The sequence below is a fragment of the Labrenzia sp. PHM005 genome (assembly GCF_006517275.1).
GTDB lineage: Bacteria > Pseudomonadota > Alphaproteobacteria > Rhizobiales > Stappiaceae > Roseibium.
Window position 1 is genome coordinate 3,341,080 of record NZ_CP041191.1, and the last position, 14,055, is coordinate 3,355,134.

General features: G+C 56.9%; 12 protein-coding genes. 6 read left to right on the forward strand and 6 right to left on the reverse strand.

The window, feature by feature from the left end:
• Nucleotides 1–3 precede the first annotated feature (3 nt).
• The 4 genes from FJ695_RS15165 to FJ695_RS15180 all read left to right on the forward strand — a co-directional run bounded on the left by FJ695_RS15165 (nucleotide 4) and on the right by FJ695_RS15180 (nucleotide 5,591).
• Nucleotides 4–1,311, forward strand: coding sequence for a replication-associated recombination protein A (locus tag FJ695_RS15165; RefSeq protein ID WP_141186230.1), 1,308 nt, complete (start codon nucleotides 4–6; stop codon nucleotides 1,309–1,311).
• Nucleotides 1,312–1,527: 216 nt separating this feature from the next.
• A complete protein-coding gene (locus FJ695_RS15170) occupies nucleotides 1,528–3,918 on the forward strand; it encodes a patatin-like protein (protein ID WP_141186231.1) in 2,391 nt (796 codons plus the stop codon).
• Between the two features lie 118 nt (nucleotides 3,919–4,036).
• Nucleotides 4,037–4,420 carry a fluoride efflux transporter CrcB gene (gene crcB / locus FJ695_RS15175; RefSeq protein WP_141186232.1) on the forward strand — a complete coding sequence of 128 codons (384 nt, stop codon included), beginning with the start codon at nucleotides 4,037–4,039 and terminating at the stop codon, nucleotides 4,418–4,420.
• 148 nt (nucleotides 4,421–4,568) lie between these two features.
• Complete coding sequence (locus FJ695_RS15180; RefSeq protein WP_141186233.1) at nucleotides 4,569–5,591, forward strand: RluA family pseudouridine synthase; 1,023 nt, start codon at nucleotides 4,569–4,571, stop codon at nucleotides 5,589–5,591.
• 46 nt (nucleotides 5,592–5,637) lie between these two features.
• Here the strand turns inward: FJ695_RS15180 and FJ695_RS15185 are convergent, their stop codons facing one another.
• Both FJ695_RS15185 and FJ695_RS28175 read right to left on the reverse strand, forming a co-directional pair.
• Nucleotides 5,638–5,850 (reverse strand): hypothetical protein, encoded by a 213-nt coding sequence (locus FJ695_RS15185; RefSeq protein WP_141186234.1) that lies wholly within the window; start codon nucleotides 5,848–5,850, stop codon nucleotides 5,638–5,640.
• Between the two features lie 29 nt (nucleotides 5,851–5,879).
• The gene (locus FJ695_RS28175) at nucleotides 5,880–8,003 is read right to left on the reverse strand and encodes a DUF2778 domain-containing protein (RefSeq protein ID WP_209010675.1); all 2,124 of its coding nucleotides are present in this window, start codon (nucleotides 8,001–8,003) and stop codon (nucleotides 5,880–5,882) included.
• Between the two features lie 389 nt (nucleotides 8,004–8,392).
• Between FJ695_RS28175 and FJ695_RS15195 the strand changes: the two genes are divergently transcribed.
• Nucleotides 8,393–9,073, forward strand: coding sequence for an HAD-IA family hydrolase (locus FJ695_RS15195; protein ID WP_141186235.1), 681 nt, complete (start codon nucleotides 8,393–8,395; stop codon nucleotides 9,071–9,073).
• Entirely contained in the window at nucleotides 9,073–9,846 is a 774-nt protein-coding gene (locus FJ695_RS15200; RefSeq protein ID WP_141186236.1) for an ATP12 family chaperone protein, read from the forward strand. The genes FJ695_RS15195 and FJ695_RS15200 overlap by 1 nt, the downstream gene beginning before the upstream one ends.
• 72 nt (nucleotides 9,847–9,918) lie before the next feature.
• On the opposite strand, the gene mgtE is transcribed toward FJ695_RS15200, so the two are convergent.
• From mgtE to FJ695_RS15220, 4 genes are all read right to left on the reverse strand, one after another.
• Nucleotides 9,919–11,346: a magnesium transporter gene (gene mgtE / locus FJ695_RS15205; protein WP_141186237.1), complete on the reverse strand. Its 1,428-nt coding sequence runs from the start codon at nucleotides 11,344–11,346 to the stop codon at nucleotides 9,919–9,921.
• 93 nt (nucleotides 11,347–11,439) lie between these two features.
• The gene (locus tag FJ695_RS15210; protein ID WP_141186238.1) at nucleotides 11,440–12,171 is read right to left on the reverse strand and encodes a proteasome-type protease; all 732 of its coding nucleotides are present in this window, start codon (nucleotides 12,169–12,171) and stop codon (nucleotides 11,440–11,442) included.
• A gap of 83 nt (nucleotides 12,172–12,254) precedes the next feature.
• Complete coding sequence (locus tag FJ695_RS15215) at nucleotides 12,255–13,073, reverse strand: transglutaminase family protein (protein ID WP_141186239.1); 819 nt, start codon at nucleotides 13,071–13,073, stop codon at nucleotides 12,255–12,257.
• Between the two features lie 27 nt (nucleotides 13,074–13,100).
• Nucleotides 13,101–14,051: an alpha-E domain-containing protein gene (locus FJ695_RS15220; RefSeq protein WP_141186240.1), complete on the reverse strand. Its 951-nt coding sequence runs from the start codon at nucleotides 14,049–14,051 to the stop codon at nucleotides 13,101–13,103.
• Nucleotides 14,052–14,055: the final 4 nt, after the last annotated feature.

Genomic DNA, 14,055 nt, shown 5'->3' on the forward strand with positions numbered 1-14,055 from the left:
GTTTTGAGCGATCTCTTCGAAGCATCTGGATTGGCGGCCTCGGCACCTCGTCCGCTGGCTGACAGGATGCGTCCGGCTCAGCTTGACGATGTCGTCGGGCAGGATCATCTGCTTGGTCCTGAGGGCACTTTGTCGCGTATGCTCAAGACCCGGACCCTGGGCTCCCTGATCTTCTGGGGTCCACCAGGGACCGGCAAGACAACGATTGCCCGCCTTCTTGCCAATGAAACGGATCTGGCGTTCGAGCAGATTTCCGCGATCTTCTCAGGCGTTGCGGATCTGAAAAAGGTGTTTGAAGCGGCACGGGCTCGGCGCATGGGCGGACGGGCAACTCTGTTGTTCGTCGATGAGATCCACCGGTTCAATCGGGCGCAACAGGACAGTTTTCTTCCCGTGATGGAAGACGGCACGATAACACTGGTCGGGGCCACCACTGAAAATCCGTCGTTTGAGCTGAATGCAGCGTTGTTGTCGCGCTCCCACGTGATGACGTTTCATTCGCTACACCAGCAAGCCCTGGAGCAGCTGCTGGCGCGTGCGGAAGAAACTGAAGAGAAGAAACTGCCGCTGGATGAAGAGGCGCGTGCGGTTCTGATCCGCATGGCCGATGGCGACGGACGGTCGGCTCTGACCCTTGCTGAAGATGTTTGGCGGGCGTCGTCTGAGGACGAGGTGTTTGACGCCGAACGTCTTCAGGAAATCGTCCAGCGCCGGGCGCCGATCTACGACAAGAGCGCGGACGGCCACTACAATCTCATTTCAGCGCTTCATAAATCGGTACGCGGCTCCGATCCAGACGCCTCCCTTTATTGGTTTTGCCGGATGCTGGATGGCGGAGAGGATCCGATGTATCTGGCCCGGCGTCTTATTCGCATGGCGGTTGAGGATATCGGTCTCGCCGATCCCAATGCGCTGGTCCAGGCAAACGCCGCCCGTGATGCCTATCAGATGCTTGGCTCTCCGGAGGGCGAGCTGGCGCTCGCCCAATGCGTGATTTATCTGGCAACGGCGCCAAAATCGAACGGGGCGTATGTCGCCTATAAAGCGGCCATGCGTTCGGCTAAAACAAGCGGCTCTCTGTTGCCACCAAAGCATATCTTGAATGCGCCAACCAAACTGATGAAACAGGAAGGCTACGGCGACGGCTACCAATATGATCATGATGCGCCGGATGGTTTTTCCGGTCAGGACTATTTCCCGGAAGATCTTGGCCGCCAAACCTACTACGATCCGCCGGAGCGTGGATTTGAGCGTGATTTGCGCAAGCGGCTTGAGTACTGGGACAAGCTGCGCAAAGACCGCAGGAGTTGAATTGCCTGGGCTTGCTTGATGTGTTCACCAGCGTCAGACGAGGCGGTTTTTCTATCAATTCTTCTGTTCAACAACAGACGATTACCCGGCTGTGACCAAGTGTGACCGTTGTTGTTCGGTGTTGCTGCTTTCAACGGTTCAGAGCTGATCCCAAATACACCAAACCAAAACCTGCCTGTGCTACGGTAAAGCCATGAGGAATCAGGTGTTCGTAGAATGAAGGAAGTCGAACTCAGATTAGCGCTTGTTCTTTATGGCGGGGTGTCGCTCGCCATTTATATGCATGGCGTTAGCCGGGAAATTCTCAATCTGGTTCGGGCCTCAAGCTACCGTTTGGAACGCAAGAGCAATTCCAATTTCAGGAATAAGCCACCTGAAAAAATGGGCCCAACCCAAACAGCCTATCAGGACCTATTGGATCTGTTGGCGCCTGTTGCAGATGTTCGTGTCGTGGTCGATGCGATAGCCGGGGCGTCTGCCGGCGGGGTCAACGGCATTATGCTCGGCCGGGCGCTGGCCCATGATCTGCCGCTCGACAGTCACAGTGAGATGTGGCTGGAAAATGCCGATGTGACCCGGTTGGCGCGGCCGCAGTCGGGATTGTCGCGCTATTTCAAGATGTCTGTTTCTCCTGTGCTGGACCGTCTGGTGTCGGCGCGATTGTCCCGCCGGATTGAAAGCCCGGAAACCCAGGACAAACTGCGCCAGTTTATGCAGTCCCGCTGGTTTTCGCCGCCATTTTCCGGCGAGCGGTTTATCGGCTGGATGCTGGATGCCAGTTTGAAGATGGAAGTTCAGCGCGACGCGGAACGCACATTGATCCCGCGTGGTCAGACGCTCGATCTTTTTGTCACGATCACGGATTACAACGGCGTTAAGCGGCGGATCTTGCTGGATGATCCTGATTTTGTTGAAGAGTGGGATCACCGCCGGATCTTGAATTTTCACGCCGCACACCGGTCACCGCATTATGTCGACAGCCAGTTCGATGCCCGCTGTATACCTGAATTGGTGTTTGCGGCCAGGGCAACGTCTTCGTTTCCAGGGGCGTTTCCGCCGGCAACGGTCGCTGAAATGGAACGGGTTCTGGCCCGGCGTGATGAGAAATGGCTGAATAAGGATCAATTCCTGGCAAAATGTCTGCGCCTCAGCGATGAAACAATGGCGCGTCATTGTTTTGTTGATGGCAGCGTGGTGATGAACAAGCCTTTCGCACCCGTGATCGATGTCATCAAGGATCGGCCAGCGGCGCGTGAAGTTGCCCGGCGTCTGATCTATGTTGACCCAACCCCGCTTGAGCAGGCCCCGGACGACCAGCGGTCAACAGAGTTGCCCGGCTTTTTCCGTGTGATTCTGGCGTCGCTTGCGCATATTCCGCGCAACGAACCAATTGGCGATGATCTGAAGGAACTGGAACAGAACAACCGCCGCAGCCGCTGGCTGTCGCAACTGGTCGATACTGCCGCGCCTATGGTTCAGGAGGCCGTGTCTGGTTTCCTTCCGAAGCGGCGTGCGATTACCGCCGAAATTGTTGCCAATTGCCGCCGGCAGGCAACGGCCACGGCGTTCGAGCAAGCCGGGTTTGCCTTTCTCAACTATCAATCCCTAAAGCTGCATGCTTTGGCTGAGCGGCTGGCGAAATTGGTGTCCGGCCTTGGCGGAACCGATGAAGCGTCCCGGCAGGAAGAGGGGCTGCTCACGTTGTTCTACGAGCGCTTTAGCGGGATCGCTGCTGCCAGCGCGGATCAGCTGGGACGGACAGATCCAGCCGTGATTGCGCTTCTAAGAGGCCTGGATGTTGATTATCGGATCCGGCGTTTGCGCTTTGTCATCCGCAAGCTCAATGGGTTCTACAATTACGATCCATCGTCCGATTTGCCGCCGCCGGATACCGAAGAACTCGACCGGCTAAAGGGGCTCTTATATGACCAGGTCGATCATTTGACATGGCGATGGCAGGACCGGTTTTATGGCGGCCGCAGCCAGGAACTTGCAGAAGAGCTTTGCGCAGGCGGGCTCACCACGGACAGCCGGGAGGCTGCTGTCCGGCGGTTTCTTGACGGAATGACCCAAATGATGGGGCTGGCCGATCTCGACCGGCTTCAGGACGAGTTGTTTGCCGAAGCTGCTGCCGGTTCGCTCGACAAGGAGCGGCATACAGCTTTGCTCGAGGCCTATATAGGTTTTGGCTTTTACGACCTGATCACCTTTCCGGTGCTCCAGCGGAACGACTTTTCTGAAGTGACGGAAATCCTGGTCGACCGGATCAGTCCGAGAGATGCCGAAAGCCTCTATACGGAAGGCTTTGAGCTCAAGGGCAAGCAGCTCAACACGTTTGGTGCGTTTTTCAACCGCTCCTGGCGCGAACACGACTATCTGTGGGGGCGGCTTAATGCCGCCGACCGCCTGGTCAGTGTGGTTTTGTCCTCTATCGGCGATGCTCCGTTACCGCAGCCGGAAGTCAATCAAGCGCGAGCTCGCATTTTCTTGGCGATTCTAGAGGAGGAGCGGGGAAAATTGCCCGAAATTCAGGAGGAAATCGAACGGATCGATGCCTTGATCCGATCCATTTATCCCGACTTTGCGCATGTGGCGGAAGAAGTTTAGAGCCTGCCGGCAGGCCTACCAAGTTCGTCGTTAGAGATTTTGAATCGGTGGTTCGGCCTTGATTCTCTTCGCTAGTCCGGCGATCACTGGCGTGAACGAAAATTTTGGGGCTGCATAATTGTATCATCTGTTTCTGGTTGTCATTGGCGGCGGGCTTGGGGCTGGCGGACGCCATTTGGTCTCTTTAGCAACCTTGCGCCTGTTCGGACCGGGCTTTCCTGTCGGAACCATGACCGTCAATGTGGCCGGCTCGCTCATCATGGGGCTTTTCATCGGCTGGCTGGTGAAGCATGAGGCCGCGCATCTGCAGCCGTTGCGGTACTTTCTCGCGACGGGCGTCTTGGGTGGGTTCACGACGTTTTCCGCATTCTCCCTCGACACCGCCGTGTTGTGGGAGCGGGGGGATGTGCAGCTCGCTCTGATCTATGTTCTTGGATCTGTCGTCTTGTCCATTTTGGGCGTGTTTGCCGGCTTAATGCTCATGCGGCTGGGCGGGGCTTGAGGCCTTGTTGAGCCGCAAGGCGAACGTTTTCCTTTCCTTTCGGGGCAAATCCGCCTATATGCGGCGCAATGATTTCTTGTCCGTTTGCCGCTGAGCCAACGGCGCAAATGCGCGCACTGCTGAAAGCGTGCTGCCAAACGAGACCAAAATGTCCGCGATTGAACAGAAAAAAGTGACCGCCGATGAGGCGGGCATGCGCCTCGACCGTTGGTTCAAAGCCCATTATCCGGGGCTCGGCTTCGGCCGTTTGCAAAAACTCCTGCGGACCGGCCAGGTTCGGGTCGATGGCAAGCGGGCGGAGAGCAACACCCGGATTGCCAAAGGGCAGATGATCCGTATCCCGCCGCTTGGTGTGGATCTGCCGGCGGATGACAAGAAGAACGCCAAGCCGAAATCGACCAAGCTGATTGCCGACGATAAAAAAGCAGTCGAAGACATGCTGCTTTATGAGGACAATCAGGTAATGGTCCTCAACAAACCGGCGGGACTGGCTGTTCAAGGCGGTTCTGGCTTGAAGCGCCACCTGGATGGAATGCTGGACGCCTTCACTGACCGTAAGGGCAACAAACCGCGTCTGGTCCACCGGCTTGACCGGGAGACTTCGGGGATCATCCTGGTGGCGCGTACCCGTCAAGCGGCTCAGGAGCTCACCAAAGCCTTCCGCCACCGCAACACCCAGAAAGTCTACTGGGCGATCCTTGCAGGCGTTCCCAAGCCGTTTCAGGGTCGGATCTCAACCTTCATTGCCCGCAATGAAGAGGAAGAGCGGATGCAAATCGTCCGCCAGGGTGGGGCGGATGACGCCCAGCATGCAGTGTCGCTCTATTCGGTCTTTGAAAAATCCGGACAGAAACTGTCTTGGGTGACCATGAAACCGGTTACCGGCCGGACCCACCAGTTGCGCGCTCATGCGGCTCATATCGGGCATCCGATCATCGGTGATGATAAGTATTTCAACATTGAGAACTGGGAGTTGCCGGGCGGTATCCAGAACCGCCTGCATCTGCTCGCCCGCCGGATCGTCATTCCGCATCCCTCCGGCCACGGCATGATCGACGTTTCTGCGCCGCTGCCGCCGCATATGCAGCAGACCTGGAACCTTCTTGGATTTGATGTCACCGATTATGATCCGGAAGCAGATGATCCGGATGAGAGTGTGATCAAACGCTGATGGGCTGTTCTTTTATGGTTCGCCGGAACATCGTTGCTGCCATGGCCTAAAACCCTTGAAACAGGGCAGTCAGGATGACCGAGGCGAAGGTGACGACAACCACACCGGCGACCAGTTTCCAGGCGTCTGCGCGTCTTTTCAAGCCCGGCCAGCCAAGCGGTTTGATGACCTGAATCGCTGCAATCAGCAGCAAGAAGACGCCTAGGATTTTTGTCACAAACAGCTCCGGAAGGATCGGGTGGGAGGCAAAGAAACCCATACCCAATCGCCCGGTCGATCACAAGCGTGCTACTTGGATGCGTAGTGGCGTTCCTTGTAAAGGGCCATGTATTTCGGCAGTTGGCTCATGTTCGGGACGACGATCATTGTCTTGACCTTGCCCTTTTTGAAAGCTCTCAAGAACTTGTTGTAGTGTGTGAAGGCGACGCAGCCATGAGAACCCTTGCTTTTACGAAGCAGCGGTGAATGCGCCAGCATGCCGTCCCGGCCGCGCATGGCCGCGACATCATACGGCAGCATACGGATAGCCTCGACACCATGGAACCGCCGCTCGCGCATGCGCAGCTTGTAGACATTCGGCGGGGTTGGGCCGAGGTTTTTGACGTAGGCATATTTGGGCTTGTTCATCCGGTGGCCAATACCGGAATTGGCCTTGAGCTTGCTGCCGTCCGGCATGTGAACTACGGCGGCGCTGATGTCGTAGACCGCAATCTTGCTGCTCCGGCCTGGCAAACCGGCCTTGCCACCATTGAAGAGCTTGCCAATTCCATCAAATGGCGGGAGTGCCGTTTTCGGCTCCTGCGGGGCTGCGTAAGCGAGCACCGGCGCCGGTTTTGTTTGCCGCGGCTTGTCTTTTGTTTTGGTTTTGACCTTTGTTTTTGCCTTGAACGGTTTGCGCGGTTTGTTGATGGCGCCGGGTTTGGAGCCGGCAGCCGGTTTTGAGCGCACCAATGGGCGCGGACGCAAGGCTGGGGCGGGCAAGATATTCGAAGGTGTTAGGCTGGCGACCTGAACCGGTACCTCCGCATCAATCGGAGGCAGCTCCTCGTCGATCATCGGCAGACGTGAAGCATGTCGCGTGCCATACAGGACCGAGGCGATTGTCATGGTTTCAGAAGAAGCTGGAGCAGCACTTGAGGCCGGCAGTTCGGTTTGGTTTTTAAGAGCTGTCTTCGAAGCAGCACCAGGGTTGGACGTCTCTGCTGGTGCTGAAACCTGTGTCAGGCTCGCGACCTGAACCGGTACCTCTGCATCAATCGGCGGCAGCTCCTCGTCGATCATTGGAAGTCGCGCCGCATTTCGGGCGCCATACAGGACCGAGGCGATTGTCATGGTTTCAGAAGAAGCTGGAGCAGCCGTTGAAGCCGGCTGCTCTGTTTGAGTTCCAAGAGCTCTCTTCGAAGCAGTGGCAGGGTTGGAAGCCTCAGCTTGTGCTGCATTTGGTGTAAGGCTTGCGACCTGAACCGGTACCTCCGCATCAATCAGGGGCAAGTCTTCATCGATCATCGGCAGCCGTGATGCATTTTGTGAGACTGATACAAGCGGAGTCGGTGCTGAGATGTCAGCAGTGGACGGTGCCGCTACAGCCTTGGACAGTTCCTTGCTGGTTTCAGCTGCAGGCTCTTTGTCAGCAAACAGTTTTGCAGCTTCGGCAGGGGGCGCCGGTGGGGCAAGGCTTGCGATTTGAAGGGCCGGGGTTTCGGTCGCTAGAATGGCAGGGCTTTTGTCGCTCGTCTGCCGGTTATCTCCATCCTTTGGGGCGGAGACAATCGATGTTGCTGGATTAGTTCCGGACAAAGATGGATCAGCCGCATCTGTTTCAATTGCCGCGACGGTTGCCGGGGCTTGGGCAGCGCCAGTCTCAGCCACCACAGCGCCTTCAGATGGAGAAATCTCAATCGCCTTATTCTTTTTCTCCGCTTGCGCTGCCAAAAGCGCGCGCCTCAGTTTTAATTTGGCGAGGCGCTGGGTAAGGAAATCTTTTGCGCTGGCTTTTTCGCCTGTAGCGGGAAGAGCCTTAGAGGTTTTAGGGGCAACACGTGCGGCATCAGAAGGACCTGCGGCCTGGTCTTTGTTTGGAATATGAACGGCCGCGACCACACGAGCTGTGTGTATAGGATCCGCGGCAGCCTCAACACGGACCGAAGCTGTGATCTCAACCGGCTTTTCCTTTTGGGAGGCTAGTACAGCTGTGTCTGAAGTCCGGTCTGATGTTTCTTGAATGCTCAACGAAGACACATTCAGCGGTATCGTTACCTGTGGTTCAGATTGAAACGACGGCAAGGCTGCCTTCACTGCAAGGGCTGCTGCCACTACTGCAACGGCACCAAGCGTCAGAAGGGGCTTCCCAAGCGGGACCGGTTTGGTTTCTGGACTGTTCTTCTTAGATTCAGACTGCGGTGTTCTTGGCATGAAACACGAAAATCCCGTTGGCCGCGACTGACATCGAGCGGCGTTGGTTCCCTAATTTCTGGCGGCAAGCTTGCCTCAGCCTTTGCTATCGCTTTGCAAAGGGGTCTGCCGTTGCCGTCCTGGCGGGGGAGAAGCTTGTTCCAAACTCAAGCCACCTTACGCAGGTGTTTGTTCTCTGCGCGGTCGAAATCGGCGATATCCAAAGAAGGCATGCAAGCAGGCTCTGGCCTGTGGAGCAACCGGCACTTTTTGCTCGGGCTGATCGACGCCATATCCAGCAGGCGCCGTTTTAACGGAAATCCCGGCCAAATTATGACCAGTTCGCTTGACCCGTCGGCCAAAAACCGGCACATGCGGCGGCAAAGATCTGCCCACATAAACGAGCCCAAATGTATCTGATCATTTTCGATGTCGATGGCACGCTGCTCGACAGTCAGAACACCATTGTTCATGGTTTTGAAGCTGCCTTTGCCGCTGTTGGCCTGCCTGTGCCGGGCCGCAAAACGATCCTGTCCATCGTCGGGCGGTCGCTGGATATGGCCTTTGCTGACCTTGTGGGACCTGAACATCAGGACAAGGTGCCGGAAATGGCAGCCGTTTACCGGGCTGAAAAGATCGCCCGGCGCAAGGCGGGACTGGACCAAGATCCGCTTTATCCAGGTGCACGGGAAGCGATCGACCGCTTGCATGCGCGTGAAGACGTTCTTCTGGGGATTGCGACCGGCAAAGCACTGCGCGGTGTGCATCACATGATGGATGTGCATGACCTTCACGGCCGTTTCATCACCATCCAGACAGCCGACACATCCCCGTCCAAACCGCATCCGGACATGATTGAGCGGGCGCTGAGCGAGACCGGTGCGGACCCCGAACAGACCGTGATGATCGGCGACACAGGATTTGATATGGCTATGGCCCGCGCCGGCGGTGTGCATGCCATTGGGGTGACATGGGGCTATCATGATCATTCGCAGCTGACCGCCGATGGCGCCGAGCGGATCATTCATAGGTTTGACGAATTGGATCAGGCGCTCATTGAGTTGCTTAAAATGGAAAAGGAAACAGTGTAATGCGCGACTATCTTGAAGCATTGCATGAAGATGCAGCGAAAGATCCGGAGCAGCGGGCCCGCGAATTGTCGCGCCGCGAGTTGCCAAAGAGATTCTATGAACGCGCCGAACATGTTGAAACCGAAGACGGATTTGCCATTCATCTGGATGGCCGGCCGGTCAAGACCCCAGGCAAATCCACGCTGTTGCTGCCGACCGAGCCGCTTGGGGTAGCCGTTGCTGCCGAATGGGCCGCGCAAGAAAAGGAAATAAATCCAGCTGTGATGCCGCTCACCCGGATAGCAAATTCGGCCCAGGATGCGGTTGCCAGCCGGTTTGACGAAGTGGCGGATGATGTCACCGCCTTTGCTGGCAATGATTCCTTATGTTACCGGGCGGACGATCCGCAGAGCCTGTGTGACACACAACGTCAGTTGTGGGACCCGGTCGTGGATTGGGCAGGCGAGCTGCTCGGCGGCCGGTTTTCACTGATTGAGGGCATCATTCACGCGCCGCAGGATGATAAGCTGCTTTCCGCGTACCGCGCCCGGATTGGCAGTGAGACACCGCTTCGGCTCGCCGCGCTCCACACAGTGACCACGCTGACGGGCTCTGCGCTTTTGGCGCTGGCGGTGCGCGAAGATAAGCTTACGGCTGATGACGCCTGGCAGGCCGCCCATGTTGAAGAAGATTTCAACGTCGAACGCTGGGGTGCAGATGCCGAAGCCACCCAAATCCGCGCCTACAAACGCTCTGAATTCGACGCGGCGGTGCTGATCTTGAAGGAAGGGTAAACCAGATCGACGCCATGGTAGGCCCTCTGAGCAAACGAGGGGTACATCCTTCTCGGTTTTGGCCTCAATGCCTCACCCGAGATAAAACGTCGTCGCCATCAGGAAGAAAATCAGGACCCCCAAGACGTCGTTGGAGGATGTGATGAAGACACCGATGGCCATGGCCGGGTCGATGCCAATTTTGTCGAGCACAATGGGCACGGTCGCGCCCACCATGGCGGCGATCGTGGTCACGCAGAGAAGCGACAGCGATGTGGCAAGTGCCAGCTGAAGCGGAGCTTCGAGCGGCACAACAATCGACGTGATCAAAACCAATGCGGCTAGGAGCGCACCGGCTACAGCGCCGTTAAACAATGCTGCCAGAAGTTCCTTGAAAAGCCGGAAAAAAATATCGCCGGACCAAAGTGCGCCGGTGGCAATTCCCTGAACAGCAACAGCTGAGGCTTGCAGTCCGGCATTTCCGGCCATGGACATGGTCACAGGGATGAACGCGGCCAAAATGGCAGCTTCTGCAAGCTGGTCCTCATATGACCCGACAACGGTTGCTGCGATGCTGGCACCAATAAGGCCGGCAAGCAGCCAGGGCAGGCGGCCGCGCACGATCCTGAAGACGGTGTCGTCGGAGCGGGCCTCGGCTGAAACACCGCTCATGAGAAGCATGTCTTCTTTGGCTTCATCCGAGGCGATGCGAGTCAGTTGTTTTGGTGTTACCCGGCCGATCAGGTGACCATCACCGCCAACGACCGGGACGCTGCGCATGTCTCGTTTGCGGGCGACACGCAGCACTTCCTCCTGGTCGGTATCTGCGGAAACGGTAATGAAATCCCGGTTCATTATTTCGGAGAGAGGCGTTTCGGCTGGAGCCAGAAGAAGTTTCCCCACTTCGACAGTCCCAGTCAGTTTGCCGGCAGTGTCGGTCACATAGACGGTGAATATCCTGCGGATCCGGGCCGCTTCCGCGCGCATCTGGGTGACGGCATCCCCAGCCGTGCAGGTTTCCGGCAGCGCGACGAATTTCTGCGCCATGACGCGGCCGGCAGTGTCGTCGGCATAAGATCCTCGCGTCGCCAAATCCTCGACATCGGGAAGGCGGGCAATCAGCTCTTCGGCCACATCTTCTGGAAATTCATTCAAGATCTCAACTGCGTCTTCAGGATCGAGGCCAGCGAGAATGTCCCGGAATTGATCCAGCGTCGATTCTTCCATCAGGATCGATCGGAACTCGGGCCTAAGTTCGGCAACAACCTTGATCGACGGGTTGGCGGGCAGCCATCTGAACAGCTTGCGCGCCTGTTTCAGCCGCAGCCTGGTCAATAGCTGCATCACGTCCACCGGGTCCCATCGTTTGAGGAGATCGGTGAGCTCCTGGCGCTGCCCGGTCTTGAGCATGTCCCGGATCGCTTTGAGCGTTGCGTTGTTTTCGGCCAGAGGTTCTTGAGCCGGTTCCCGGATCCAAAGGACAGATTTGGCGCCGTCTGTAGGGATATCAGTCTGACTCATCGTGGCGGATCTCCGGCTCTATCCGGCCGCTTGTAGCGGCTCTCTGTGACGGGACCCTAACAGGCCGCGCCACAGCGCGGGAGAGGGGAGTTATTAGACGTCGAATTCGTCTAGGTCCGCAAACCCTTCACGCAGTTTGTCCGACCAGCCGCGCGATAGCCTTTGAAAATAGGGATCGTCCTGCTCGATCCGGACCTGCCGGTCGGTGGAGAAACTGTCCGTGTTGTAAAGCAGCATATCGATCGGCATGCCGACGGACAGGTTCGAGCGCAATGTGGAATCAAAGGACAGCAGCACCATCTTGGCCGCTTCCCCAAGACGCATGTCCTTGCGGGTCACGCGGTCCAGGATTGGTTTGCCGTATTTGTGTTCGCCAATTTGCAGGAACGGGGTGTCGTCGGAGACTTCAATGAAATTGCCGGCGGCATAGACTTGGAACAGGCGCGGCTCTTCGCCCTTGATTTGGCCGCCAAGGATGAAGCTGACAAAAAAATTGTCGGCATTGGCTGCCAGGGCTTCGCCATCGATTGTTTTGACTTCCCGGACCGCGCTGCCAACCAGCCGGGCGACTTGGAACATGGTCTTGGCGTTCATGACCGTGGTGCGGTCTTTGTCGGCAGTCTCAATATGTTCACTAAGCAGGGAAACCACTGCCTGCGTGACCGCTAGGTTGCCGGAGGAAAGAAGTGTCACAACACGCTCGCCGGATTTTTCCCAGACGTGCAGTTTCTTGAAAGAGGCAATGTTATCGAGACCTGCGTTGGTGCGGGTATCGGCGGCCAGCACCAGTCCGCGATCCAGTTTCAGTCCAACGCAATAGGTCATGCAGCTCTTCTTGTTCCACTTTTTTCGGCCGGTGCCGTTTAGATGCTGTTCCGGGGCTTGGCAAGAGGCGTCAGACCATTGGATTACTGCTGCTGCTGAATGGCTGCCTGAACAACATCCACTTCAACATGCAGATTTTCCTCCTGGCCGCCAAAACGGATACCCCGGATTGGAGCAGCGGAACGCGAGTCGAGCCCGGCCGTCAAGCGGATATAGTGGTCAGTAGGGCAGATACCATTGGATACGTCGAAACCGACCCAGCCGAGGCCCTCAATACGCACTTCTGCCCAGGCATGATGAGCTTCCGAGGCCTGTTCTTCTTCCAAGAGCAGATATCCGGAAACATAGCGGGCGGGAATGCCGACCGACCTGGCCGCAGCGATGAAAATATGGGCATGGTCCTGGCAAACCCCTTCACCGGCAGCCAGCGCGGAGATGGCGCTCGCATGTGTTTCGGTGACACCAACTTTGTAGTCGACCTTGTCGCGGATGGCATGCATCAAAGTATGGAAACCGGAAATCTTGTCGGGAGATTCAATTAGAGTGGCGAGCTTGGAGATTGCCTGGTTGGCTTCAGTGAGCGGTGTGACGCGGGTATAGATCGAGGATGGTGCACTGGCACCCCGCTCGTTGCCAATGATGCCATTGGTCTCTACGGTCTCGACCGTTCCGGTCGCTGTAATTTCGACATCCTCCACCGGACCGGCTCTGGAAATCATGTGTACCGCATTGTCGAAGGCGTCGGTGTAGGTGGTTGCCCGTTCAATACCGGGAGCCTCTATTGCCCACGTCAGGACCTTTTGCGCGGGATTGTCCGCCGGGGTGAGGCGAAGCTGCTGCATCGCATTGGCAAGTGGCTGATCGTACTTGTAGCGGGTGGTGTGTCGGACAAATAGGCGCATGGGTCTCAATGGCTTTCCGGTGTTGGATCAGGCGAAGTTGTAGTCCTCGCAAAGCTGGTGAGCGAACTGGTTGTTCTTGCCGATGAAGTCGGTCAGGAATTCGTGCAGGCCTTCCTGGTAGATATCCCGCATCTGCTTTTCCTTCAGCTCTTTGCTGAGATCGGTGGCTAGATCGAGGCTTGGCTCGCGGGAACCATAAAAATGACCGAGATCTTCAGCTGTGTCCGCCAGCCAATCATAACAATAGGCAAGAGAGCGCGGCATTTCCCTTCGCAGGATCAGGAATTCGGCGATATTGAAGGCTTTCAACCGCGCATTAGGATAGGCAAAGCGGTAACTGCGGCGGCCGGAAAGGGCTCTGAGAATAGCAGACCATTGATAGCGTTCGGAGCTGCCGTCTTCGATGATGTCGTTGTCGGCCAACAGTACCCAATACTGGTTGTCCAGGATCCGGGCGGTGTTGTCGGCCCGTTCGACGAAATTACCCATTTGGCTGAAGTAGTAACCGTCATCGCGCAAAACCGTGTTCAGCAGAGCCCCGCGGAAAAGGTGGGCGCGTTGGGTGATCCAGGCGAGAAAATCCGGCAGTTTTTCTTGAGTTATTGACTGCGGATTGACGTCGCAGAACTCGATCCAGGTGGTGTTGATCGCTTCCCAGAGGTCTGCAGTGATGCCGGTGCGGACGGCTCTGGCGTTGTTGCGCGTCTGCTCCAGGCAATTGCGCACGCTGGTGGGGTTGTCTTTGGAAAACACCATGTGGGCGGTGATGTGCCGGGCGATCAGCTCATCGTACTTCTCGCTGTAGCCATGGTGGCAGCCGGCACAAGACAGGGCAAATTGCCAGTGGCTGCCCTCTGCTTGGCCTGCATGGGCCATGATGGAACCGCGATAGCCGACTTCCAATAGACGGGTGACGTTCTGCGCACGTTCCTGGTAACGGGACATCCAGAACAAGGAGGAGGCTGTTCTACCAAGCATTTGC